Source organism: Aliiroseovarius lamellibrachiae, assembly GCF_018599245.1.
Classification (GTDB): Bacteria; Pseudomonadota; Alphaproteobacteria; order Rhodobacterales; family Rhodobacteraceae; genus Aliiroseovarius; species Aliiroseovarius lamellibrachiae.
On sequence record NZ_JAHEVJ010000002.1, the window covers coordinates 1 to 22,057 of the forward strand.

28 protein-coding genes are annotated in these 22,057 nt (G+C 55.9%); 18 read left to right on the top strand and 10 right to left on the bottom strand.

The features are described 5' to 3' along the window. Window positions 1-202: 202 nt before the first annotated feature. The 4 genes from rfbC to rfbA are packed head-to-tail and all read left to right on the top strand — an operon-like array spanning window position 203 to window position 3,554. Entirely contained in the window at window positions 203-775 is a 573-nt protein-coding gene (gene rfbC, locus KKW20_RS03335) for a dTDP-4-dehydrorhamnose 3,5-epimerase (protein WP_343207548.1), read from the top strand. Then, the gene (gene rfbB, locus KKW20_RS03340) at window positions 772-1,812 is read left to right on the top strand and encodes a dTDP-glucose 4,6-dehydratase (RefSeq protein ID WP_214566088.1); all 1,041 of its coding nucleotides are present in this window, start codon (window positions 772-774) and stop codon (window positions 1,810-1,812) included. The genes rfbC and rfbB overlap by 4 nt, the downstream gene beginning before the upstream one ends. A gap of 1 nt (window position 1,813) precedes the next feature. Then, the gene (gene rfbD, locus KKW20_RS03345; RefSeq protein WP_214566089.1) at window positions 1,814-2,674 is read left to right on the top strand and encodes a dTDP-4-dehydrorhamnose reductase; all 861 of its coding nucleotides are present in this window, start codon (window positions 1,814-1,816) and stop codon (window positions 2,672-2,674) included. Window positions 2,675-2,678: 4 nt separating this feature from the next. Beyond that, entirely contained in the window at window positions 2,679-3,554 is an 876-nt protein-coding gene (gene rfbA / locus KKW20_RS03350; protein WP_214566091.1) for a glucose-1-phosphate thymidylyltransferase RfbA, read from the top strand. Here rfbA and KKW20_RS03355 read toward each other — a convergent pair whose 3' ends face one another. After that, on the bottom strand, window positions 3,555-4,430 hold the full coding sequence (locus tag KKW20_RS03355) for a zinc-ribbon domain-containing protein (protein WP_214566093.1): 876 nt from the start codon (window positions 4,428-4,430) through the stop codon (window positions 3,555-3,557). Window positions 4,431-4,588: 158 nt separating this feature from the next. Between KKW20_RS03355 and KKW20_RS03360 the strand changes: the two genes are divergently transcribed. The 4 genes from KKW20_RS03360 to KKW20_RS03375 are packed head-to-tail and all read left to right on the top strand — an operon-like array spanning window position 4,589 to window position 7,504. After that, window positions 4,589-5,263, top strand: a complete 675-nt coding sequence (locus KKW20_RS03360; protein WP_214566094.1) for a cell division ATP-binding protein FtsE — start codon at window positions 4,589-4,591, stop codon at window positions 5,261-5,263. Next, complete coding sequence (locus KKW20_RS03365; RefSeq protein WP_425514253.1) at window positions 5,260-6,165, top strand: cell division protein FtsX; 906 nt, start codon at window positions 5,260-5,262, stop codon at window positions 6,163-6,165. The genes KKW20_RS03360 and KKW20_RS03365 overlap by 4 nt, the downstream gene beginning before the upstream one ends. Next, window positions 6,165-6,899, top strand: a complete 735-nt coding sequence (locus tag KKW20_RS03370; RefSeq protein ID WP_214566096.1) for a lysophospholipid acyltransferase family protein — start codon at window positions 6,165-6,167, stop codon at window positions 6,897-6,899. Before KKW20_RS03365 ends, KKW20_RS03370 begins: the two co-directional genes overlap by 1 nt. Beyond that, complete coding sequence (locus KKW20_RS03375; RefSeq protein WP_214566097.1) at window positions 6,899-7,504, top strand: pyridoxamine 5'-phosphate oxidase family protein; 606 nt, start codon at window positions 6,899-6,901, stop codon at window positions 7,502-7,504. Before KKW20_RS03370 ends, KKW20_RS03375 begins: the two co-directional genes overlap by 1 nt. 61 nt (window positions 7,505-7,565) lie before the next feature. Here KKW20_RS03375 and KKW20_RS03380 read toward each other — a convergent pair whose 3' ends face one another. Then, window positions 7,566-8,531: an acetyl-CoA carboxylase carboxyltransferase subunit alpha gene (locus KKW20_RS03380; protein ID WP_214566098.1), complete on the bottom strand. Its 966-nt coding sequence runs from the start codon at window positions 8,529-8,531 to the stop codon at window positions 7,566-7,568. Window positions 8,532-8,682: 151 nt separating this feature from the next. Between KKW20_RS03380 and KKW20_RS03385 the strand changes: the two genes are divergently transcribed. After that, entirely contained in the window at window positions 8,683-9,510 is an 828-nt protein-coding gene (locus KKW20_RS03385; RefSeq protein ID WP_214566099.1) for an AraC family transcriptional regulator, read from the top strand. 47 nt (window positions 9,511-9,557) lie between these two features. On the opposite strand, the gene KKW20_RS03390 is transcribed toward KKW20_RS03385, so the two are convergent. Together KKW20_RS03390 and KKW20_RS03395 are read right to left on the bottom strand one after the other, a co-directional pair. After that, a complete protein-coding gene (locus KKW20_RS03390; protein ID WP_214566100.1) occupies window positions 9,558-10,025 on the bottom strand; it encodes a hypothetical protein in 468 nt (155 codons plus the stop codon). Window positions 10,026-10,128: 103 nt separating this feature from the next. Next, window positions 10,129-11,088 carry an L-malyl-CoA/beta-methylmalyl-CoA lyase gene (locus KKW20_RS03395; RefSeq protein ID WP_214566101.1) on the bottom strand — a complete coding sequence of 320 codons (960 nt, stop codon included), beginning with the start codon at window positions 11,086-11,088 and terminating at the stop codon, window positions 10,129-10,131. Between the two features lie 304 nt (window positions 11,089-11,392). Here KKW20_RS03395 and dgcN point away from each other — a divergent pair, with 304 nt between their 5' ends. The 3 genes from dgcN to KKW20_RS03410 all read left to right on the top strand — a co-directional run bounded on the left by dgcN (window position 11,393) and on the right by KKW20_RS03410 (window position 14,309). Further along, window positions 11,393-12,394 carry an N-acetyltransferase DgcN gene (gene dgcN, locus KKW20_RS03400; RefSeq protein ID WP_214566102.1) on the top strand — a complete coding sequence of 334 codons (1,002 nt, stop codon included), beginning with the start codon at window positions 11,393-11,395 and terminating at the stop codon, window positions 12,392-12,394. Between the two features lie 84 nt (window positions 12,395-12,478). Next, window positions 12,479-13,444 (top strand): N-acetyl-D-Glu racemase DgcA, encoded by a 966-nt coding sequence (gene dgcA, locus KKW20_RS03405; protein ID WP_214566903.1) that lies wholly within the window; start codon window positions 12,479-12,481, stop codon window positions 13,442-13,444. Between the two features lie 10 nt (window positions 13,445-13,454). Next, entirely contained in the window at window positions 13,455-14,309 is an 855-nt protein-coding gene (locus tag KKW20_RS03410; RefSeq protein ID WP_214566104.1) for a D-amino-acid transaminase, read from the top strand. A gap of 65 nt (window positions 14,310-14,374) precedes the next feature. Here the strand turns inward: KKW20_RS03410 and KKW20_RS03415 are convergent, their stop codons facing one another. The 5 genes from KKW20_RS03415 to KKW20_RS03435 form a co-directional block, all read right to left on the bottom strand. Beyond that, window positions 14,375-14,848 carry a YccF domain-containing protein gene (locus KKW20_RS03415; RefSeq protein WP_214566106.1) on the bottom strand — a complete coding sequence of 158 codons (474 nt, stop codon included), beginning with the start codon at window positions 14,846-14,848 and terminating at the stop codon, window positions 14,375-14,377. A 74-nt stretch (window positions 14,849-14,922) separates the two neighbouring features. Then, window positions 14,923-15,384, bottom strand: coding sequence for a hypothetical protein (locus KKW20_RS03420; protein ID WP_214566108.1), 462 nt, complete (start codon window positions 15,382-15,384; stop codon window positions 14,923-14,925). Next, window positions 15,381-15,698 (bottom strand): DUF1244 domain-containing protein, encoded by a 318-nt coding sequence (locus KKW20_RS03425; RefSeq protein ID WP_214566110.1) that lies wholly within the window; start codon window positions 15,696-15,698, stop codon window positions 15,381-15,383. The genes KKW20_RS03420 and KKW20_RS03425 overlap by 4 nt, the downstream gene beginning before the upstream one ends. 12 nt (window positions 15,699-15,710) lie before the next feature. After that, window positions 15,711-16,043: a 5-carboxymethyl-2-hydroxymuconate Delta-isomerase gene (locus KKW20_RS03430; RefSeq protein ID WP_214566111.1), complete on the bottom strand. Its 333-nt coding sequence runs from the start codon at window positions 16,041-16,043 to the stop codon at window positions 15,711-15,713. A 63-nt stretch (window positions 16,044-16,106) separates the two neighbouring features. Beyond that, the gene (locus KKW20_RS03435) at window positions 16,107-16,859 is read right to left on the bottom strand and encodes an N-formylglutamate amidohydrolase (protein ID WP_214566112.1); all 753 of its coding nucleotides are present in this window, start codon (window positions 16,857-16,859) and stop codon (window positions 16,107-16,109) included. 190 nt (window positions 16,860-17,049) lie between these two features. Here KKW20_RS03435 and pyk point away from each other — a divergent pair, with 190 nt between their 5' ends. The 4 genes from pyk to rplT all read left to right on the top strand — a co-directional run bounded on the left by pyk (window position 17,050) and on the right by rplT (window position 19,491). After that, on the top strand, window positions 17,050-18,495 hold the full coding sequence (pyk, locus tag KKW20_RS03440; protein ID WP_214566113.1) for a pyruvate kinase: 1,446 nt from the start codon (window positions 17,050-17,052) through the stop codon (window positions 18,493-18,495). 35 nt (window positions 18,496-18,530) lie between these two features. Continuing rightward, on the top strand, window positions 18,531-18,755 hold the full coding sequence (locus KKW20_RS03445) for a hypothetical protein (protein WP_214566114.1): 225 nt from the start codon (window positions 18,531-18,533) through the stop codon (window positions 18,753-18,755). A gap of 155 nt (window positions 18,756-18,910) precedes the next feature. After that, window positions 18,911-19,111, top strand: a complete 201-nt coding sequence (gene rpmI, locus KKW20_RS03450; protein WP_214566115.1) for a 50S ribosomal protein L35 — start codon at window positions 18,911-18,913, stop codon at window positions 19,109-19,111. Between the two features lie 14 nt (window positions 19,112-19,125). Next, window positions 19,126-19,491: a 50S ribosomal protein L20 gene (gene rplT, locus KKW20_RS03455; RefSeq protein ID WP_214566117.1), complete on the top strand. Its 366-nt coding sequence runs from the start codon at window positions 19,126-19,128 to the stop codon at window positions 19,489-19,491. Window positions 19,492-19,654: 163 nt separating this feature from the next. Here rplT and rpiB read toward each other — a convergent pair whose 3' ends face one another. Beyond that, entirely contained in the window at window positions 19,655-20,104 is a 450-nt protein-coding gene (gene rpiB / locus KKW20_RS03460; RefSeq protein ID WP_214566120.1) for a ribose 5-phosphate isomerase B, read from the bottom strand. Window positions 20,105-20,380: 276 nt separating this feature from the next. Between rpiB and KKW20_RS03465 the strand changes: the two genes are divergently transcribed. Further along, complete coding sequence (locus KKW20_RS03465) at window positions 20,381-20,731, top strand: YciI family protein (RefSeq protein ID WP_246534428.1); 351 nt, start codon at window positions 20,381-20,383, stop codon at window positions 20,729-20,731. A gap of 3 nt (window positions 20,732-20,734) precedes the next feature. Next, window positions 20,735-21,970, top strand: a complete 1,236-nt coding sequence (locus tag KKW20_RS03470) for an RNA polymerase sigma factor (RefSeq protein ID WP_214566122.1) — start codon at window positions 20,735-20,737, stop codon at window positions 21,968-21,970. Window positions 21,971-22,057: the final 87 nt, after the last annotated feature.

Sequence of the window (22,057 nt, forward strand, 5' to 3'; positions counted from 1 at the left end):
GGAGAGTAGGTCACCGCCAAACCTAATAAAGTTCCAAAAAAACCTCTCTAATCGATATCAATCAATAATATAAACGCCGTCAGCCAAAAGCTGGCGGCGTTACTCGTTCCAAAAACTACTCAGATCCGCTTTTTTCCGTTCTTGCCCTATTGGCCAAACCTAAGCCATAAAGAGAGCAAGTACGATTTGAGGATGGTCTGGTGTGATCGACATACAAAAAACGGCTATCAAACATGTTCTTGTGATTTCGCCGCGAAAGTTTGAGGACCACCGGGGTTTCTTTCGGGAAACGTGGAACCAGAGCGCGCTAAAAGATGCTGGCATCAATCTTGAATTTTGCCAAGACAATCAAAGCATTAGCTTTGAAAGAAACACAATTCGCGGGCTTCACTTTCAAACGCCGCCGTATCAGCAAGCCAAACTTGTGAGATGTGGCCAAGGGGCGTTCTTGGATGTTGCGGTTGATATCCGCCGAGGTTCGCCAAGTTATGGAGCTTGGGTCTCGGTCGAGTTAAGTGCGGAAAACGGCAAGCAAATGTTAATCCCGGAAGGGTTTGCGCATGGGTTTCGAACGTTGATGCCAAATACCGAAATTCTTTACAAATGCACTGCGGCTTACGCGCCGGAATGTGATCGAGCCATAAGGTTCGACGATCCTGATATTGGAATTGAATGGGGCATATCGCGCGATTTGGCGATATTGAGTGAGAAAGATGCGATGGCCGCGCGGCTTTCTGAATGCGGCAGCCCGTTCACTTGGGACCGTTCGCAATGAAAATTCTGATCACAGGTGGCGCGGGTTTCATTGGTTCCGCAGTTGTCAGATTGGCCATTTTGCAGGGGCATGAGGTGGTCAATCTGGATGCGCTGACCTATGCGGCCTGTCTGGAGAACCTGTCTGAGGTGGAATCCAACCCTCGCTATCACTTTGAAAAAGAAGATATTTGCAACCTCCACGGGCTGAAAAAGGTAATCGCAAAGCACAAACCAGACAGGATTATGCATCTCGCGGCGGAAAGCCATGTGGATCGCTCGATTGATGAGCCTGGGGCGTTTGTTGAAACGAATATCAATGGCACCTACAATCTTTTGCAGGCCGCGCGATCCTATTGGGAGCAGCAAGGCCGGCCGGACAATTTCCGATTTCATCACATCTCAACCGATGAGGTCTTTGGCAGTTTGGGTCTGGATGGCGTCTTTACAGAGGATACGTCCTATGCCCCAAACAATCCCTATTCTGCGTCAAAAGCGGCATCGGATCATTTGGTTCGGGCTTGGTTTGAAACCTTCGGTCTGCCCGTTGTTCTGAGCAATTGTTCCAACAATTATGGTCCCTATCAATTCCCGGAAAAACTGATCCCTGTGGTGATCCTGAATGCTTTGGCCGGTCACCCCATTCCTGTTTATGGCACGGGGAGCAATGTGCGCGATTGGCTTTATGTTGAAGATCATGCGGATGCGCTTTTGACTGTTCTAAAACGCGGTCAGGTTGGGCGCAGCTACAATATTGGCGGCGAAAACGAGGTGCGCAATATTGATCTTGTCCGAATGGTTTGTGCGGTGCTGGATGAAATGCACCCCGGACCAGCGCCCTATGCTCAGAGCATCAAACTTGTCGCGGACCGCCCAGGCCATGATCAGCGCTATGCGATTGACCCGTCGCGCATTGGCGCGGAGCTGGGCTGGCGTCCCTCTGTTACTCTGGCAGAAGGGCTGAAAAAGACAGTGCGTTGGTATTTGGAAAACGATGTTTGGTTGCGGTCGCTGTACGCTCGACATGGTGTCGGGGAACGGCTTGGCGGTGGTGTGTAGCATGTTGAAGATTCTGGTCTTTGGCGCGGACGGACAGATTGGTCGGTCGTTGTCTGCGCGCGCCAGCTCTGATCTTGAGGTCATTTCCCTTGGCCGCAACGACGCCGATCTTGGTGTTGCCGAACACTGCGCCGCCCACATTCGACGCGCAGATGTCGACGCTGTCATTAACGCGGCCGCCTATACGGATGTGAATGCCGCCGAGAATAACGAGGTTTTGGCCACACAGATTAATGGCCTCACACCGGGCGTAATGGCACGAGCATGCGCCGAAAGGGATCTGCCATTTTTACAAATTTCGACCGACTATGTGTTTGATGGTTCAGGCACTCGGGCTTTTGCGCCGGAAGCGTCCCCAAATCCAATCAACGCATATGGGAGAAGCAAAAAAATCGGCGAAGACCTTGTGCGTGCGGCAAAAGGGAAGAGCGCCATTTTACGCACGTCTTGGGTGTTTTCTGAGCACGGGACAAATTTCGTCAAAACCATGTTGAATTTGGCAGAGACACAGAGTTCGCTGTCCATCGTGGGGGATCAGGTTGGTGGGCCGACCCCGGCAATCGAAGTCGCTGATGCGCTGGTTATCATGGCCCGCGCGATGGTCGCGGGGCATCCCGGAGGGATCTTCCACTTTGCGGGTGAACCTGTGGTCAGCTGGGCAGAATTCGCGCGCGAGATATTTTCGCAAGCGGGTAAACATACAGACGTGTCGATCGTTGCGTCAGCGGATTTTCCCAGTGTGGCCAAACGTCCGTTAAATTCGCGGTTGGAATGCGCCAGTTTCACCAAGGGGTTCGGGCGCCCCCTACCGGACTGGCATCTTGATCTGAAACGGGTCATTAAGGTTTTAGAGCGAGGATAACAGGATGGCGCAGCGCAAAGGTATCATACTTGCAGGTGGCTCTGGCACGCGGCTTTACCCGATCACTTTGGGCGTGTCGAAACAGCTTTTGCCAATTTATGACAAGCCGATGATTTACTATCCGCTATCGGTTTTGATGCTGTCGGACATTCGAGAGATTGCCATTATTACGACGCCTCAAGACCAGGAGCAGTTCAAGCGGACGCTCGGGGACGGGCACCAGTGGGGGCTGGAGCTCAGCTATATCGCGCAACCAAACCCCGAAGGCCTGGCGCAGGCTTATGTTCTCGCGGAAGGTTTTCTGAACGGCGCGCCGAGTGCGATGGTGCTGGGGGATAATCTCTTTTTTGGACACGGCTTTCCGGAAATGCTCGTGGACGCAAATGCGCGGCCAGGTGGCACGGTGTTTTGCTATCGGGTGCAAGACCCCCAGCGATATGGCGTATTGGAATTTAATGCGGCGGGGGGCGTCGACCGAATTGTGGAAAAGCCCGTGTCGGCACCATCGCCTTATGCTGTTACGGGGCTGTATTTTCTGGATGAAACAGCACCTGAACGGGCGAAATCGGTGCAACCCTCGGCGAGGGGGGAGCTGGAAATCACAAGCTTGCTTGAACTGTATTTGGCTGACGGCCTGTTAAATGTTCAGCAAATGGGGCGTGGCTTTGCGTGGCTGGACACGGGCACCCATGCAAGCCTTTTGGATGCCGGAAATTTTGTGCGTACACTCAGCGAACGTCAAGGACAGCAAATGGGTAGCCCAGAGGAAATCGCCTGGGGCAAAGGGTGGATCACCCGAGACGCATTGCGCGCGCGTGCGCGCGCGTTTGGGAAAAACGAATATGGATCATATCTGATGCGGTTGACCGAAGAGGGATGATCAGGCCCCGCCAGCAAGCCCTTGCATTTTGGCGATAGCCGCCTCAACCATGGTGTTTAATGCGATGCGGGTTTGATCCACAAATTCCACATAGTGATCCAATGCGGGGGACAACGCGGGCAGGGCATCGCCCAGCAACGACGCATAGACGTAAAGCCCCACAAACAAGGCAGCAATTACCACCACCATCAAGAAGCCACGCCGAAATCCCCCGCCGCTTGAAACAGCTTGAACAGGGGCCTCTTCCTCTTCGTCCACATGATCTTCGTGATTGGCATCTAGGGTCGAATTGATTTCTTCGATATCAGGCAACAGGTCGCGACCGCGCCCTTCGGGTAGGGCTTCTGTGGCTTCAAACTCATCCTCGGCCCCACGCAATCGGGCCATGCGTTCGCGGATCGACTGGCGATGTGCCTCGTCGGGGTTCACGTCGTCCAGGCCCATTTCGGTTTGGGTTTCCAACTGTTCCTGTTCAGATTGCCGTGCGTCCAATTCGCGTTCCGCTTCCTCTTGCAGGATAGAGGTCACATCCGGACTAAGCTCGCGTTGGTTCGGCGTGTCAGCTGCGGGGGCGCTTGGATCGTCTTCGGGATCAGCTGCGGCGTCGTCCCCAGCGGTGTCCGCCCCCTCGGAATTCTCGGTCTCTGTCGGGCGGGCAGGTGTCTCTTCGATGATCTCATGATCGGCTTCACCCGCTGCAAGGGGCGCGTCCGCTTCGGTCAGATCCGTGGCTTGCTCTTCCGCGTCCGCGCTATGAGGGCCGCGCTGAAACCACGCATGCCCACAAGCCGAACATTGCACATCTCGCCCGCCCTCAGGCATGACGCGATCGTCAACCTCGTACTGAGCACCGCAATTTGGACAAACCAATCGCATCTTCTCACCCGCTTTTTTGCCGCTATGGGCAAATTCACCTGCCACTTTCGGCTTTAATATGCGTTAGATAGACCTGAAAATCAAACTAAGGCAATCATTACGTTGAAACAATTACGCGTGTGGGGCAAAACTGTCGCCATATCAGGCGGGGGTATATTGTGATTGAGCTGACACAAGTGTCATACGGGTATGGTGCCGGAACGCTTTTAAACGACATGTCGTTAAAGCTTGCGCCAGGGTCGTTTCACTTTCTTACGGGCCCGTCGGGCGCGGGAAAAACCACATTTTTGAAATTGTGTTACGGCGAACTCGTGCCGACTCAGGGCAGCATTTCGATCTTTGATCAAGATGCGCGCCACATGAGCCGCGATGACGTGGCCTTGATGCGGCGACGCGTCGGCGTGGTGCATCAGGATTGCCAGTTCCTCAACCATCTAAGCGTGGCGGAGAACATCGCCTTGCCGCTGACGGTCTCGGGTCGCCCGATGCAAGACATGCGCGAATTGAACGAGCTTTTGGCATGGGTCGGATTGACCTCTCAGGCCGAAGCAAAACCGCCCGAACTGTCAGGGGGCGAACGCCAGCGGGCGGCCCTTGCGCGCGCTGTCATCATGTCCCCGGACGTGATTTTGGCGGATGAACCCACCGGCAATGTTGACTGGGATATGTCCATCCGATTGCTCACTCTGCTGATCGAACTGAACCGTCTTGGTAAAACCGTGATGATTGCCACCCACGACATGAACCTGATCCGACATGCGAAATCTCATGTGCAAACGCGCGTGTTGCGGATTGCGGGCGGGCAATTGAACACGGCGGGGGCGGATTTATGAGCATGCTCTTTTCCCAAGCCCGCAATTTTTTTGCCGCGGATGCGCAAGCGGACCGGGTTGTGCCGCCCACCGGATTTACCGCGCGTTTGACGATATTTGCAGCGGGTGCCATGGCGTTTCTTGCGGTGTTTGCTTTGGCGCTGTCACTGGCGTCTGGCCGGCTGGCAGATCGCTGGGGGGATGCGCTGGCCAAAAGTGCCACGATCCGGATCACTGCCCCCACAGATCAAATGGACATCCAAGCGCTTGCCGTGATGGAGGTTCTGGCCACCACCCCCGGTGTGAAATCTGCGCGACCCTTAAGTGACGAAGAGCAACGTGCGTTGCTAGAGCCATGGTTCGGCCCGGACCTACCGCTTGACCGGCTGCCCATTCCGCGACTGATCGAACTGGTTGAGGATGAAAACGGTGTGGATGCCGACGGGCTGCGTGCGCGTCTGGCGGGCGAAGCGCCCGGGGCCGTGCTTGACGATCACAACCGCTGGCGCGAGCCGTTGGTGCGCGCCGCAGACCGTCTTAGAATGCTCGCTTACGTGGCGATGGTGTTGATCACCGCGCTGGCTGGGGTTGTTATCACCTTGGCCGCCTCGGCGGCACTGGCCGCGAATGAGCAGGTCATCAGGGTGTTGCGTCTGGTTGGCGCCCAAGACAGCTATATCGCGCGCGCCTTTGTGCGCCGTTATACGTTGCGCGCCCTGATTGGGGCCGCTGTGGGAACGATGCTTGGCATGATCGCGATGCTATTGCTTCCCGCCACGGGCGATCAGGGCAACTTTTTGACGGGGCTGGGCTTTCAGGGCAGCCATTGGCTGGTGCCCGCTGTCATTCCCCCAGTCGCGGCCCTTGTCGCCTTTATTGCCACCCGACAGGCCGCATTGGCCACCTTGCAGGAGAAACGCTGATGAAGAACGCCATTCAATGGGTGCGCTCGCTTTTGTTCATCATCCAGATGTATGTGGTCCTTGCTGTGATCGGTTTTGGCATGGTGCCGATGGTCTGGCTGAACAGGAAATACGCCTTTGTCGCCATTCACGCCTATTGCAATTGGGTGCGCTGGACCGCGTCTTGGATGGTGGGGCTGAAATCTGAAATCCGTGGCGAGGTGCCGCAAGGCGAGGTTTTGGTGGCGGCCAAACATCAAAGCTTTTTTGACATCCTTCTTCTGGCCAGCGTGCTGCCACGCCTGAAGTTCATCTATAAGAAACAGCTCAAATGGGCCCCTGTGATCGGGATCTATGCGGTTTATACCAACTCGGTTCCTGTGGATCGTGGCAAACGGGGGGCCGCGATCAAACAGATGGTGGCAGAGGTGCGTGATGGGCGTGTCGAGCCGGGCCAACTCGTGATTTTCCCTCAGGGGACCCGCGTGGCCGCTGGCGCCAAAAAACCGTATAAAGTTGGCACTGGGGTCCTTTACAAAGAAACCGGGCAACCTGTTGTGCCCGCCGCGACCAACGTCGGTGTCTTTTGGAAACGTCACGGCATCATGCGCTATCCGGGCCTGGCGGTGCTTGAATTTTTACCTGCCATTGAGCCGGGGCAAGAAATTGGCGCGTTCATGAAACGCGTTGAAGAAGATGTTGAAACCACCTCGGATCGGTTGATGCAGGAGGCCGGGTTCACGCCGGACATCTGATGGAATTCATTGAGGACATCACCGAACTTGAAGCGCTTTATGGCACCCCCGGCGAAGCGGCTTTGGTGAAAGTCGCGGGGACGCTTACCCCGACCTATCGCAAATGGATTATGGCGTCGAAGTTTTGCGTGTTGTCCACAATAGGCCCGGAAGGCACCGATGCCAGCCCGCGTGGCGATGATGGGCCTGTTGTGCAGGAACTGGACGCGGGCCATCTTGCGCTTCCAGATTGGCGGGGCAATCAGCGGTTGGACAGCTTGCGCAATATCGTGCGTGATCCGCGCGTCTCGCTGATGTTTTTTGTACCGGGGTCTTTGAACGTGGTGCGCGTGAATGGCACGGCAAAACTGACCACTGACGACGCCCTTTTGGCACGGTTTGAACGGGCAGGGAAACGCCCCCAGACTGTGACGGTCATCCAGATACACGAGATCTATTCCCAATGCGCCCGCGCCATTATGCGTGCCGGCCTGTGGTCGTCTGGTGATCTATCTGAGGGGCTGCCGACGGTGGGTGATATGTTGAAAGAAATGACCTCAGGTGCGTTTGACGGCGAGTCCTATGACAAAGAGTGGCCAGAGCGTGCGGCCAAATCGCTGTGGTAAAGAAAAGGGGCTGCAACCTTTCGATCACAGCCCCTTTTCACAAATGAAATAAGGTGTTCGTTTAAGCGGCCAAGCCTTTTGACCCAATTTTCAGGAACTTCTCGCGACGCTCTTTGCGCATCGTGTCGCCTTTTGCACGGGCGGTGAGGGCTTTCAGCTCTGCTTCGATCGCTTTGCCGACCGCCTCAATGGTTTGGCTGCGATCGCGTTGGGCACCGCCCATTGGCTCTGCGATGATGGTGTCGCACACACCCAGCTTTTGCAAATCCTGGGCGGTCAGGCGCAGGGCTTCGGCCGCTTCGCGCATTTTCTCGGCGTCTTTCCACAGGATTGAGGCACATCCTTCTGGTGAGATCACCGAATAAACGGAATGCTCCAGCATCATGACCGTATTGGCGGTGGCCAATGCCACAGCGCCGCCAGAGCCACCTTCGCCAATGATCACCGAAATAACCGGGACATTTGCGTTCAGGCTGCGTTCAGTAGAACGGGCAATCGCTTCAGATTGGCCGCGTTCCTCTGCCCCTTTGCCGGGATAGGCACCCGGCGTGTCGACAAGCGCCACAATCGGCAGGCCAAACCGGTCGGCCAGATCCATCAGGCGGATGGCTTTGCGATAACCTTCGGGACGGGCCATGCCAAAGTTACGCTCGATGCGTGATTTGGTGTCATGGCCTTTTTCTTGCCCCATCACCACAACGGCAGTGTCACCAATGCGGGCGAGGCCACCCATAATGGCGTGGTCATCGGCAAAGTTACGATCCCCTGCCAGCGGTGTGTATTCGGTAAACAGCGCCTCGATGTAATCTTTACAATGGGGACGTTCGGGATGGCGGGCGACCTGACATTTGCGCCATGCGGTCAGCCCCTCGTAAAGCTCTTTCAGCATGGTGTCGGCTTTGGCGTCGAGGGCCGCGGCTTCACCCTCCACATCCATCTCTTCATTGGCACGGGCCAGAGCGCGCAGCTCCTCCGCTTTGCCTTCGATTTCCGCCAAGGGTTTTTCAAACTCGAGATAATGTGTCATGGCACCGCCTGATTAATGCGTGTTTTTTGCTATATGACGCTTGGGAAGCGGCATTGCAACTGGTGCGCGGGCCCAAGGGCGCGCAACTCAGCAAGATTTATGCACGTCACCTGTCGCAAGAACAGGGGGAAACGTAAAAAAGGACGCTCAGATGCGATACGAAGACCGGCTTTTGCGGGTGTTGAATTACATTCACGACAATCCAAATGGGGACCTGTCGCTGGACAATTTGGCAGATGTCGCCGCGATGTCGCGGTTTCACTGGCATCGTGTGTTTCATGCGATGACAGGTGAGACATGCGCGCAGGCGGTGCGCCGGATGCGGTTGCACCGGGCGGCGGGGCGGATTGTGCGTGAGGATACGCCGATTGATCAGATCGCCAAGGCTTGTGGTTATGCCAATCCGCGCAGCTTTGGCCAAACATTCCGGTCCAGTTATGGCCTGAGCCCAACTGCGTTTCGTTCTGCTGGCATAATTGATGCGCCAGCGCTTTTGCAACGAGAAGGAAGACATGAAATGCATACAATAGAAATCCGCGACATGCCCGCCCGCACCTTGATTGGGGTGCCGCATAAAGGCGCCTATATGGAAATCGGGAAAAGCTTTGAAAAAATGGGCGCGATGATTGCGGCGCGCGGTCTGTGGCCCCAATGTGGCCCCGTTTTGGGTGTGTATTATGATGATCCCGCAGCCGTGGCTGAGGCAGATTTACGCAGTTTTGCAGGTGCTGATTGGCGCGGGAATGACGCCCCGGAAGGATTTGACAGTGTTGAACTGGCGGCCGGGAAAATGGCGGTTCTGACCTATAAAGGCCCCTATGCGATGATCAAATCCGCCTATGACAAGCTCTATGGCGAGTGGTTGCCGCAGTCTGGCCAAACCCCCGCAGATGCCCCGTGTTATGAGGTGTATCTGAATGATCCGCGTGAGACAGCACCAGAAGACCTGTTGACGGAAATCTGCATGCCATTGGCTTAAGGGGACATCCGAATTATGTGGCGGGATTGGCACCCGCCACATTCAGTTTACATCGCTGACGCAAGCTCGATCAGTTTGGCAAACTGTTCAGGGCGCAACACTTCACGCCAATGGTCGGTGCAATTCGACCGCATCATCACAAGCTTTACTTCGTTGGCTCCGATTTTGTCTGCCAAGGCTTGCCGGGCGTCCACAGGTGCTCCATTGACAATCGCGGCCCTCATTTCCGCGCGCAATGCCACGGTTTCATCCTCAAGCGCTTTGCGGTGGGCCGGCATCGTTGCCACCCAGTTTTTCACATCTTCTTTCTGTGTGGCATCCAACCCAATGACATCTTGGTTTTTGTTCAGAATGCCCGTTAGGCGGATGACGGGCGCAGATAGTCCGGTTTTTGCTGGATTGGATTGTGCAAACACTGGGGCCGCCAGAACGGTTGCCAAAGCAGCGGCATAGAAAAACAATTTCATTGTGACCTCGTTGGTATGAGGCGTCCCTTTGGTGGTGGATGTCGTCATCATCCAAAGCCACAGTATGAAACAAATTCACAAAGCGATATGCGACAAGTTGTGCAAAAAAAAAGGCCCCGCACTTGGCGGGGCCAGGTCGGGGTGTAATGCTTTACGAGCTGGCGATCAGCTCTGCTTGGGCGACAATCACCTCGGCTTGTTTGATCGATGCGATATCCACCAAACGCCCCTTATAGACGGTGGCGCCTTCGCCATTTGCTTTGGCGGTTTCCATCGCGGCAAGGATCTCTTTTGCCTCAGCGACGGCCTCATCAGAGGGGGTGAACACCTCATTTGCCAATGCGATTTGCTTTGGATGGATTGCCCATTTTCCGACCATACCCAAAGTGGCAGAGCGTTTGGATTGGGCGATGTACCCTTCGTCATCTGAGAAATCGCCGAACGGGCCATCAACGGGCAGAACGCCATGTGTGCGACAGGCGGCGACGATGGCGGTTTGTGCCCAGTGCCATGGGTCTGACCAGTGTTTTTCACCGTCGCGCAACATGTAATAGTTTTCCTGCGTGCCGCCAATTCCGGTGGTTTGCATACCCATCGAGGCGGCGAAATCCGCAGCCCCCAAAGACATGGCTTGAAGACGGGGGGACGAAGCTGCGATGGCTTCTACGTGGGCAATACCGGCGGCCGATTCAATGATCACCTCAAAGCTGATTTGCTTGGTGCGCCCTTTGGCGCGTTCAATCGCGGTGACCAGCGCGTCAACGGCATACACGTCCTCTGCGCAACCGACTTTTGGGATCATGATCTGATCAAGGCGCTCGCCTGCTTGTTCCAGCAAATCCACCACGTCGCGGTACCAATAAGGGGTGTCCAGGCCGTTGATCCGAACGGACACATATTTGTTGCCCCAGTCGATGGTGTTGATGGCTTCAATGGCGTTGGCGCGGGCCATGTCTTTGTCGGAGGGGGCCACCGAATCCTCAAGATCGATATTGATCACATCCGCAGCGGAGGTTGCCATTTTGGCAAACAGCTTGGTGTTTGAGGCTGGTCCGAACAGTTGGCAACGGTTGGGACGGGCTGGGGCGGCGGGTTGGATACGGAAGGACATAGGGGCGCCTTTGTAATGAAGTTGCGATTTTCTTGCGCATATCGTTATGAAATTGCGTGGCGGTGCGCAAGGAAATTCTGCACTTGCAGCATGAATGCCGCGCGGCGGCGTGGATGGTAAGGGATTCTTGCGTGCAGCCCATCATGACAGGAGAAAGTTGCGCCAAATCGCCAATGTGGCGGAATAACTTGCGATAGTGTCGTGAAAAGTCGAAACTTCACAATGATTTTCGGTGATAGATCGTCAGAATGCCTGTTGAGACATGCAAACTACTTAACACTGAAGCGAGGAAAGGGCCTAGGCCATGATTCAGACACCGTATCTTCTGTTCTTGGGCGATGCGCCCGATCAACTCGCTGTGAAAGTGGCGCAGGGCATCAAAGATTGGCGCCCGGAAAACGCCGTTGGCCAGTTCCGTATGGACGGCTGTCAGGCGGATTTGGGTTTGGCCGATATGACGCTGGCCGAGGCAAAAGCCGCTGGTGCCAAGACGCTGGTGATTGGCGTGGCCAACCGTGGCGGTTTGATCTCGAAGGCTTGGAAAAAGGTTCTGGTGATGGCGCTGGAAGAAGGGTTTGATCTTGCGTCTGGCCTGCACAATCTTCTGACCGAAGAAGCGGATCTTGTGGCCGTTGCCGAAGCCACGGGTCAGGCCTTGCATGATGTGCGCGTACCAGAAGTGGATTACCCGATTGCCAACGGTAAAAAACGCACGGGCAAACGGTGTCTGGCGGTTGGGACCGATTGTTCGGTTGGCAAAATGTACACCGCATTGGCGATGGACAAAGAGATGCGCGAGCGTGGCATGAAGTCGACGTTCCGTGCAACCGGCCAAACCGGCATCCTGATCACCGGGGACGGTGTGCCGCTTGACGCGGTGGTTGCCGATTTCATGGCGGGCTCGGTGGAGTATATCTCGCCGGACAATGACGATGACCACTGGGATTTGATCGAAGGGCAGGGCAGCTTGTTCCATGTGTCCTATTCGGGTGTGACGATGGCGTTGATCCACGGTGGCCAGCCGGACGCGTTGATCCTGTCGCATGAACCGACCCGCGAACATATGCGCGGCTTGCCGGACTATCAGCAGCCATCGTTGGAAGCGCTACGCGATACCGCGCTGGGCCTTGCAAAAGTGGCAAACCCCGATTGCAAAGTGGTGGGTGTTTCGGTGAACACTCAGCACATGTCAGAAGCAGATGCGCTGGGCTATTTGGCTGAGATTGAAGCTGACATGGGCCTGCCGGCCACGGATCCGTTCCGTTTCGGGGCGACGAAGCTGGTGGATGCGCTTGCAGCTCTGTAAGTTGAAATAGAAACCGTTCGTCGGGGGCTTTTGTGGGAGCCTCCGGCGGGGATATTTTTGACAAGAAAAAACGAGGTCGGGCGCTTGGAAATCTCAGTCACTCCGGATGTGTTTAAGCTGGCGCAGGTGTTCACTATTTCACGCGGATCGCGCACGGAAGCCAAAGTGCTGACGGTGCGGGTCGAAGATGGGGATCACCAAGGCTGGGGCGAATGTGTGCCTTATGCGCGCTATGACGAGACGCTGGAAAGCGTGACGGATGAGATTATGGGCTTGCCCCGCGATGTCACCCGAGAGGCGCTCTATGGTTTGCTGCCGGCTGGGGCTGCGCGCAATGCCGTTGATTGTGCACTTTGGGATCTGGAAGCCAAGCGCGCGGGCAAGCGGGTTTGGGAGTTGGCGGGGTTGACTGTACCAGGCCCAGAAATCACCGCCTATACGTTGTCCTTGGCAGAACCTGCTGAAATGCAGGCGCAAGCTGCGAAAAACGCGCATCGGCCGCTGCTGAAAATCAAGCTTGGCACGCCTGATGATATGCCCCGTTTGGAGGCCGTTCGTGCCGGTGCGCCAAAATCCCGGATCATCATTGATGCCAACGAAGGGTGGTCTGCAGAGGTTTACGCCGATCTTGCCCCACATTTGGTGCGCTTGGGGGTGGATCTTGTGGAGCAGCCTCTGCCTGCTGGTGACGATGATGCGCTGATTGGCATGGATCGGCCTGTGCCGGTTTGTGCTGACGAAAGCTGTCATGACCGGACGAGCCTGCCCAAGCTCAAGGGTAAATATGATGTTGTGAACATCAAGCTGGATAAAACCGGCGGCTTGACCGAGGCGTTGCGCCTGCGCGATGCGGCGCTGGCTGAGGGCTATCAGGTCATGGTTGGCTGTATGGTCGGATCATCCCTTGCGATGGCCCCCGCGACACTTGTTGCGCAGGGGGCGTTGGTGACAGACCTTGACGGGCCGCTTCTTCTGGCCGAAGACCGTGACCAACCGTTGGACTTTGACGCAGATGGCGTACACCCACCCATCGCAGCACTTTGGGGCTAAGGAGAGATTGATGACCCGTACCGTTTACGTAAATGGCGAATACTTGCCGGAAAATGCCGCGACTGTTTCGATCTTTGATCGGGGCTTTTTGTTTGCGGATGCGGTTTACGAAGTGACCAGTGTTCTGGGCGGAAAGCTGATTGATTTTGACGGCCACGCCGTGCGTTTGCAACGGTCGTTGACTGAGCTTGGCATGGAAAACCCCATTTCCAAGGAGGACCTGCTGGCGGTTCACCGCGAGCTGGTGCGCGCCAATGAGATCGAGGAGGGTTTGGTTTATCTGCAAATCTCACGCGGCGCTGACAGCGACCGTGACTTTGTATTCCCAGATCCTGAAAAGGTGAAACCGACGGTGGTGCTGTTCACACAGAACAAACCGGGTTTGGCGGCGAATGTGAAGCCGGTCAAAGTGATTTCGGTCGATGACATCCGCTGGGGTCGTCGCGACATTAAAACCGTTCAGCTGTTGTTCCCGTCGATGGGCAAAATGATGGCGAAGGCGGCTGGGGCTGATGACGCATGGCTGGTCGAAGACGGCTATGTGACCGAAGGCACCTCAAACAACGCGTATATCGTCAAAGGCGGTAAAATCATCACCCGCGCCCTGTCCAACGACATCCTGCATGGCATCACCCGCGCCGCGGTCCTGCGCTTTGCGCGTGAGGCCCAGATGGAAGTGGAAGAGCGCAATTTTACCATCGCAGAAGCACAAGAGGCGGATGAGGCGTTCTTTACCTCTGCCTCGGCCTTTGTAATGCCGGTGGTGGAAGTGGATGGGGTGCAGGTTGGCACAGGCAAGCCCGGCCCAGTCATGACACGTCTGCGCGAGATTTATCTGGAAGAGAGCCTGAAAAAGGCGGAGTGATCTACTTGGATGTTTAGATGTCATAACCCTGCGAGGAATCGCAGGGTTATGCTGATAACACTTAATCAGGCATTTTCGCGGATTGCAGCCAGTTGATCTTGTGCATTTGACTGTCTCGCAGCTTGAGCCAATTCCTTTGTTACAACGCGACGTCCAACGGGCCAAAGCGAAATTCCAGCCAGCTTGAAAGCCTGGATACCGAACGGGATGCCAATAATGGTGATGCAGTTCAAAATCCCGGCAAAGATGTAAAGCACACATAGCGACCAGCCAAAAGTTAGCAGCCAAACGATATTTGCAATAAAGCCAATCGTACCTGTTGCCGCGGTTGTCTTGGAAAGTTCTTTTCTGTCTAACTCGCGCACATGAACAACGTCTTTCCCAAATGGGAAGGCGCTCATCTTAGCCATCTCAAGAGCAGCTCGTGTCACAGGGAGGCCGATAATACTGATGGCGAAAATTACGGCGCCGATCAGCCAGTAGAGTGCAATGACTGCACCACCTAAAATAAACCAAATTGCGTTTCCAGCAAATCTCATAAATCACCCAATAATTGAAAATTTCAACCATTGGTTAAGTCTCGATTTGTGGCTGTGTCAAGTAATATTGGTGTTTAGAAAGCCTGAGTTGAGGTTTCTGTACTGAGATGGCGCACCAACCCACCCACCGTCAGATCCTCAATCCCTTCCGGTGAACCACGCCCAATGCGCGCAATGATCCGGGGTAGAACCTCGGCAAACAACTCCTCAAGATCCAACATCAGATCGTTGATCACATGATCTGTGGGGCGCAACGGAAGCGGGTGGTTGGGGGACGAGCAGGTCGTCTGTATCTCTTCATAAACGGCACGCGCCACATCGGCATCCACTTCAGGCAACGCGGCGAGAAAACTGGAAAAATCCTCGCCTTCACGGTCGCGGTACACCGCGAGCATTTTTTGCCCACCGTTCCAGATTGACACGCCCATCATCACCGCCCCACCAAGGGCAAATATGCCCAGTAAGGGATGGATCATAAATCCGGCCGCAACGGACACGCCCGCCGTGGCCAACATAAGTAATGTGGCGCGGTTCACGGTTTCTCTTCACCCACGTTCTCAGAGAATGCGACTTTGAACTCAGCCTGCTTCTCGGCGCTGGCATCTGTCTGATAATTGGCTTTCCATGCGTCCATGGTCATGCCGTAATAAATCTCGCGCGCCTCGGTTTTGGTCATCTCAATTCCGCGCTCATTGGCGGCCTCTTGATACCAGCGCGACAGGCAGTTTCGGCAAAAACCGGCAAGGTTCATCATGTCGATGTTCTGCACATCCGTGCGTTTTTCCATCAGATGTTCGCGCAAGGTGCGGAATGCGGCGGCTTCGATTTCGATACGGGTTTGGTCGTCCATCATGGGCTCCAATTACATAAGGTCTTTGACATAGGACGGGCTGAGGTCGGCGACGTCAACCGACAGGCTGCCCACAGTTGGCAAATGCGCGCGCATGGTACGCAGGATCAGCTGCGCAAGCTCTGTCTTCACCCCATCCGCCCGCCCGGGCAACAGCTCAAGGCGTGCATGGGCAAAACTGTCCGGAAGGGTGCCGATCCGGTGGGCCTCACAACGACAACTGCGGATTTTCAAAGTTTCAGGATGCGGGATCGCGTCATGACCGGACAATGCTTCAAACACAGCCTCACACAGCGCGGACATATCTGCGTCTGATCCAGAGTGTTCAATTCTTACATGGGGCATTTGCGCGCTCTTTTTCTTGCCAAAATATCTCGGGGTGAGACCGCAGGTCGAGGGGCGGCGCCCCTAAACCCCAGCCTCAACCAGTGTGTCGGTCAAAATTGGCGCAAGACGTTCGGCCCACCATTCCTGTTGGGCGTCGGTCACGATCAGGTCATTGCGGATCTCGATCAGCACATTGGCGTGGCCCTGCGCAAGCGCTTGGCGATCAATGCTGTCGCCATCCAAATGTCCGCCGTAAGGCTCATTTTCACCCACGCACCATTCGCCCTCGGCCTTAAGTCGGGCAATCAGCGGGGTTGCGATGCGGCTGTCTTTTTCGTGCAGAACAGCGATATGCCAAGGGCGCATTTCACGGCCCTTGAGCTGCGGAGTATACGAATGCATCGCCAGCAACACAGGCGCGTCGCGCTGGGCAATCAGCCCGGCCATGGCATCGTGATACGGGCGGTGAAACGCGGCCAGACGGCGTTCGCGTTCGTCTGCGTCTGCGTGGCGATTTGCCGGAATAATTGACCCGTCATAAAGTTTCATCAAAACGGTGGGGTCGTCTTCGCCCCGGTTTGGATCAACCACGAGCCGTGAAAATCGGGACAGAATCGCAGGACTATTGAGCAGCCGCGACAAATGACGCGACACGCCCGCCGCCCCGACATCATAGGCGATGTGACGGGCCATATCCTCTTCCGGCAACCCCAGATCCCCGCCATTTACACAGGGGGGCACGCGGTTTGAGGCATGATCACATGTGATCAGCCAGCGTCCGGGCAGGGTTTCGCCAATAATCTCAAATGCGTCGTGTTGAATTGCGTCTTTCATGAGGTCTCTGTCGTGGTGTGTCACGGAATTGTCGTGAATTTCAACGAGACCCATTTAAGACAGACAACACCAAAGTGCCAGTTCTAGTGATGAAACATTTCGATGTGAGCGCTAACATTTCGTTTCACAATCCAACAAAACCGACTATAGACACCACAAACCACATGACGCCGAGGAATAGGAGCAACACATGAGACGCTTACGGAATGTAAAAATTGTTGCCACTTTGGGACCCGCGTCCAACGACTACGACACCATTCGCGCGCTGTTTGAAGCGGGCGCAGATGTGTTTCGCCTGAATATGTCGCACGGCACCCATGAGGAACAACGCGCGCGCCACGCGATTGTGCGCCAAGTCGAAAAAGATCTGGACCGCCCGATCTGTATCCTTGCTGATTTGCAGGGGCCGAAACTGCGCTGTGGTACATTTGCGGCGGGAGCCACCGAGATTGAGGAAGGTCAGCCCTTCCGCTTTGATCTGGATGAGGCGCCCGGGGAAAGCCACCGCGTATGCTTGCCGCATCCTGAGATTTTTGCAGCCCTTGAGGTTGGCTCAACTTTGCTCGTCAACGACGGAAAACTGCGCTTGAAGGTGACGGATTGCTCGCCCGAGCACGCCAATTGCATTGTCGAAGTTGGCGGCACAATCTCAGACCGCAAAGGTGTGAACGTGCCGGACGTGTTGCTGCCACTGGCGGCTTTGTCGGAAAAAGACAAAAAAGACCTCGAATTTGCTTGTCAGATTGGCGTTGATTGGTTGGCGCTGAGCTTTGTTCAGCGTGCAGAAGACGTGGAAGAGGCGCGCGTGTTGGCGGGGGGCCGCGCTGCGGTCCTGTCGAAGATTGAAAAACCTTCAGCCGTTGATCGTTTCGAAGACATTCTGAAGGCGTCAGATGGCATTATGGTCGCGCGCGGTGATCTGGGTGTTGAACTGCCGGTACAAGCTGTGCCGCCCATTCAAAAGCGTCTTGTGAATGCCTGCCGCATCGCCGGTAAACCGGTGATCGTGGCGACGCAAATGCTGGAAAGCATGATTGAAAGCCCAATGCCCACGCGCGCCGAAGTGTCAGACGTGGCCAACGCCATTTATGACGGGGCCGATGCGGTGATGCTCTCGGCAGAAAGTGCCGCCGGACAGTACCCTATCGAAGCGGTGTCCACGATGGATGCCGTCGCGATTGAGGTGGAGCATGACCCAACCTACCGCGAGCAGATCGAAGCCAGCCGCAGCCCGCTGAAGACGTCTGTCGCGGATGGAATTGTCGCCGCCGCACGCGAGATCGCCGAAACCACGGATATCAAAGCAATCTGTTGTTTCACACAATCAGGAACAACCGCGCTGTTGACCGCGCGGGAACGCCCGCGTGTGCCGATCATTGCCTTGACCCCACTAAAAGGCACTGCGCGTCGCCTTTGCATGTCTTGGGGAACGAATTGTTTCGTCACCCCTGGTGAGGTGGAGCGGTTTAAAGCCGCCGTTGTTTCAGCCGCCCGCGCGGCGCGGTCCGCCGGGTTTGCAACTGAAGAAGATCAGATCGTTGTCACAGCGGGTGTTCCCTTTAACGTTCCGGGCACCACCAACATCCTTCGGGTTGCCCCATGTGATGAACGGTTGATTTTCGCGACAGACACCTAAATGATCGTCGTATTGATTTCCGTAAGGACGATATGATGACCAATGATATTTATCTCGTGGTTGGAATGGTGGTATTGATCCTGTCGATCCCATCTATTTTGAGCGCATTTTTGGAGGGCCGCGCGCCCCGGTTCGCGGCGATTACCCTGTTGATCGGCGGGGGATTGGTCTATATCGCCATCTCACGTAAACCGGGCGGTTATCGGATCGAAGAGCTCCCGGATGTGTTCGTTCGCGTGGTCGGGCATTTGATCAACTGACCCGCCGTCGCGGGGCGCTCGCTTTTCGCGGTGTGGGCCGCGAAAAAACACTTGCCTCGCCCGCGATTCCCCCCTATGTGCTGCACTTCGTACGCGCCCGGCTTAAGTGGCATGCCTCGCGCGTCGTAACGGAACCTCGAACTTAGGAGACCGAAATGCCCAAGATGAAGACCAAATCGAGCGCCAAAAAGCGCTTTAAGGTGACCGCGACCGGTAAGGTCATGGGAGCCCAGGCTGGTAAACAGCACGGAATGATCAAACGGACGAAGAAATTCATCCGTAACGCCCGCGGTACAACCGCTCTGTCCGCCCCCGACGCTAAGATCGTCAAGGGCTATATGCCCTACGACCGCTAAGAGGAGATTGAACTATGTCCCGCGTTAAAGGTGGTACCACAACCCACGCCCGTCACAAAAAAGTCGTCAAAGCCGCGAAAGGTTATTACGGTCGCCGTAAGAATACCTTTAAGGTAGCCCGCCAGGCCGTCGACAAAGCCAACCAATATGCAACCCGTGACCGTAAGAATCGCAAGCGCAACTTCCGCGCGCTGTGGATCCAACGGATCAACGCTGCTGTGCGTTCGCATGACGAAGCTCTGACTTACTCGAAATTCATCAACGGCCTGAACATGGCTGGCGTTGAAGTTGACCGTAAAGTGTTGGCTGACTTGGCCGTTCACGAACCGGAAGCTTTCGGCGTTATCGTTGAAAAAGCAAAAGCTGCGCTGGCTGCTTAAGTCGCGCTAATTTGCAATCGAAGAAGACTTTGAAAGCCGCGGGGGAAACCTCGCGGCTTTTTCTATTCCACCGGTGTCGGCTGGGGGCGCATGCGATAGTAGCGGCGCGCGTGGCCTCTCTTTGGATGAAATGACCGTCACCAAAAAAGAGGCCAAAGGGGGCTTAGCCCTCAATCGCGTCAATCATTCCGACGCGCGTGGCATGCCGCCCGCCTTCGAAATCGGCGTTCAGAAATGCGTCCACGATATCAAGTGCAAGCCCTTCGCCCACCACGCGTGCGCCTAAGGACAGCATGTTGGCATTGTTGTGTTGGCGGATCATGCGGGCCGAAAACGCGTCGGTGCAGACGCCGCACCGGATGCCTTTGACCTTATTGGCGGCCATCATGATGCCCTGACCAGTACCACACAGAATGATGCCCAGATCGCAGTCACCTGAGGCAACAAGCCGCGCCGCCGCTTCACCATGCTTTGGGTAATGTGTGCTTTCGGGTGATGTTGGCCCGATATCAACCACTTCCCAGCCCTGCGTTGAGAGATGATCGGCAATGACCTGGCGAAGGTCGATGGCGGCGTGGTCGCTGGAGAGGGTGATGCGTTTGTTGGTTGTCATGGCGAGGTTGTCCCGTTTCCCAAGATGATTTTCTGGTCTGATGGCCTTAGATCACTTGTGCTCTGTGGCGTCAATTTTTCGGTTTCCGAATGGGGCTTTCGCGACGTGAGCGGTTCGGTTGCCCCCCGACCCGGGGGCGATGCCCGCAATTTGGAAGTTTTGCACCAGCCGAAATTTTTTGCCAAAAAATGTCGATTTTGCCGTTTCCCAAACGTCTGGTACATAGAAAGGCCGTGACCTTTCCTGGAACTGCCCCAACGGATGGAAGGAAATCCAATGCAATACATGCTTTTGATCTACAATGCAGAAGACAACGGTCCGCAACCCGGCACCGAAGAATTCGGCCCCTATATGCAAGGCTATGTGGACTTCACCAAAGAGGTTCAGGATGCCGGAAAAATGCTGTCGGGGGATGCGTTGCAACCCACCGCAACCTCTTCCACCGTTTCTGTGCGTGGCGGCAAAACCGAAGTGATGGACGGCCCCTTTGCCGAAACTAAGGAGCAACTCGGCGGGTTCTATATCCTCGATTGTGATGACCTGGATGAGGCGCTGGCCTATGCCGCCAAAATCCCAGATGCTGCTTATGGCCGTATCGAAGTGCGCCCTGTGATGATCTTCGATTAACTTATGCAGCCCCCAGTTGATGCACATATCACACGCGTGATCCGCGAAGATTGGGGGCGCATTCTCTCTGCGCTCACCGCGCATGTGGGCAATTACGCTTTGGCCGAGGACAGCTTGCAAGATGCGGTGGTGGTCGCATTGGACAAGTGGCAACACGGCCTGCCCGAACACCCCGATGCGTGGCTTTTAACCGTTGCCCGGCGCAAAGCGGTGGACCGATTGCGGCGCACCGCCAATGCCAGCCGCAAAGAACAAGAACTGGCGTTGTTTTTGGAACAGACCCGCCCAGATCAAGAAGAGGCGGGCGTCATTCCCGATCACCGGCTAGAGCTTATCTTTGCCTGCTGTCACCCCGCGCTTGAGGAAAAGTCCCGCACCGCCCTGACCCTGCGCGCCATCGGTGGGCTGACCACCCCCGAAATCGCCGCGGCGTTTCTGGATAAACCTGATGCCATGGCCGCCCGTCTGACCCGTGCCAAACGCAAAATCCGTGATGCAGGCATCCCGTTTAAGTTGCCCGATGCGGCTGATTTGCCCGACCGGGTCGAGGCTGTGTTGCGGGTGATTTACCTCATCTTCAACGAAGGGTTTCGCACAAACGGTGCGACGCTGACCCGTGCGGACCTGGCCGAAGAGGCCATTCGCCTTGGCCGCATCTTGTCTGCTTTGTTGCCCCAGGATGCGGAGGTAAAAGCGCTGTTGGCTTTGATGCTGCTTGGTGACAGTCGCCGCCACACCCGGATGGATGATGCGGGCGGCTATGTTCCGCTAGAGGGGCAAAACCGCGCCCGGTGGGATAAAGCCAAAATCCGCGAGGGCACTGCACTTGTGAAGCAGGCGCTCGCCGATGGTCCTGCTGGCCCCTATGCGCTTCAGGCCGCGATCAACGCGGTCCACGCCGAGGCCACGACCTTCGCCGCCACCGATTGGCCGCAAATCGCAGCACTCTATGACCTTTTGGCTGTCCGCGCCCCGAACCCTGTGGTTGCGATCAATCAAGCGGTGGCGCGATCCTATGTGGATGGCGCCGAGGCCGCCCTGTCCCTTCTGGATCAGGTGGCAAAGACCGCCCGCCTAGAGACCTATCAACCCTATCACGCCTGTCGCGCGGATCTGTTGTCGCGGCTTGACCGCCCGCTTGAGGCCGCCGAAAACTACCGTGCGGCGATTGCGCTGTCCGCCTCCACCGCGGAAAAAGCCTTCCTTGCCCAAAGATTGGCCGCGTTAGACCCCACATAGCCCCTGCCTGACTTGCCTTTTCCCCTGCCAGTCGATAGCACTCGCACCTGAAAACGACAGGATTTGGTCACCAGATTGACCACAGCG

Excerpts from the sequence above, each read along its gene's own strand:
- rfbB (WP_214566088.1), top strand. The coding sequence starts at position 772 with ATGAAAATTCTGATCACAGGTGGCGCGGGTTTCATTGGTTCCGCAGTT.
- rfbD (WP_214566089.1), top strand. The coding sequence starts at position 1,814 with ATGTTGAAGATTCTGGTCTTTGGCGCGGACGGACAGATTGGTCGGTCG.
- rfbA (WP_214566091.1), top strand. The coding sequence starts at position 2,679 with ATGGCGCAGCGCAAAGGTATCATACTTGCAGGTGGCTCTGGCACGCGG.
- KKW20_RS03355 (WP_214566093.1), bottom strand. The coding sequence starts at position 4,430 with ATGCGATTGGTTTGTCCAAATTGCGGTGCTCAGTACGAGGTTGACGAT.
- KKW20_RS03365 (WP_425514253.1), top strand. The coding sequence starts at position 5,260 with ATGAGCATGCTCTTTTCCCAAGCCCGCAATTTTTTTGCCGCGGATGCG.
- KKW20_RS03370 (WP_214566096.1), top strand. The coding sequence starts at position 6,165 with ATGAAGAACGCCATTCAATGGGTGCGCTCGCTTTTGTTCATCATCCAG.
- KKW20_RS03375 (WP_214566097.1), top strand. The coding sequence starts at position 6,899 with ATGGAATTCATTGAGGACATCACCGAACTTGAAGCGCTTTATGGCACC.
- KKW20_RS03380 (WP_214566098.1), bottom strand. The coding sequence starts at position 8,531 with ATGACACATTATCTCGAGTTTGAAAAACCCTTGGCGGAAATCGAAGGC.
- KKW20_RS03385 (WP_214566099.1), top strand. The coding sequence starts at position 8,683 with ATGCGATACGAAGACCGGCTTTTGCGGGTGTTGAATTACATTCACGAC.
- KKW20_RS03390 (WP_214566100.1), bottom strand. The coding sequence starts at position 10,025 with ATGACGACATCCACCACCAAAGGGACGCCTCATACCAACGAGGTCACA.
- KKW20_RS03395 (WP_214566101.1), bottom strand. The coding sequence starts at position 11,088 with ATGTCCTTCCGTATCCAACCCGCCGCCCCAGCCCGTCCCAACCGTTGC.
- dgcN (WP_214566102.1), top strand. The coding sequence starts at position 11,393 with ATGATTCAGACACCGTATCTTCTGTTCTTGGGCGATGCGCCCGATCAA.
- KKW20_RS03410 (WP_214566104.1), top strand. The coding sequence starts at position 13,455 with ATGACCCGTACCGTTTACGTAAATGGCGAATACTTGCCGGAAAATGCC.
- KKW20_RS03415 (WP_214566106.1), bottom strand. The coding sequence starts at position 14,848 with ATGAGATTTGCTGGAAACGCAATTTGGTTTATTTTAGGTGGTGCAGTC.
- KKW20_RS03425 (WP_214566110.1), bottom strand. The coding sequence starts at position 15,698 with ATGGACGACCAAACCCGTATCGAAATCGAAGCCGCCGCATTCCGCACC.
- KKW20_RS03430 (WP_214566111.1), bottom strand. The coding sequence starts at position 16,043 with ATGCCCCATGTAAGAATTGAACACTCTGGATCAGACGCAGATATGTCC.
- KKW20_RS03435 (WP_214566112.1), bottom strand. The coding sequence starts at position 16,859 with ATGAAAGACGCAATTCAACACGACGCATTTGAGATTATTGGCGAAACC.
- pyk (WP_214566113.1), top strand. The coding sequence starts at position 17,050 with ATGAGACGCTTACGGAATGTAAAAATTGTTGCCACTTTGGGACCCGCG.
- KKW20_RS03445 (WP_214566114.1), top strand. The coding sequence starts at position 18,531 with ATGACCAATGATATTTATCTCGTGGTTGGAATGGTGGTATTGATCCTG.
- rpmI (WP_214566115.1), top strand. The coding sequence starts at position 18,911 with ATGCCCAAGATGAAGACCAAATCGAGCGCCAAAAAGCGCTTTAAGGTG.
- rplT (WP_214566117.1), top strand. The coding sequence starts at position 19,126 with ATGTCCCGCGTTAAAGGTGGTACCACAACCCACGCCCGTCACAAAAAA.
- rpiB (WP_214566120.1), bottom strand. The coding sequence starts at position 20,104 with ATGACAACCAACAAACGCATCACCCTCTCCAGCGACCACGCCGCCATC.
- KKW20_RS03465 (WP_246534428.1), top strand. The coding sequence starts at position 20,381 with ATGCAATACATGCTTTTGATCTACAATGCAGAAGACAACGGTCCGCAA.
- KKW20_RS03470 (WP_214566122.1), top strand. The coding sequence starts at position 20,735 with ATGCAGCCCCCAGTTGATGCACATATCACACGCGTGATCCGCGAAGAT.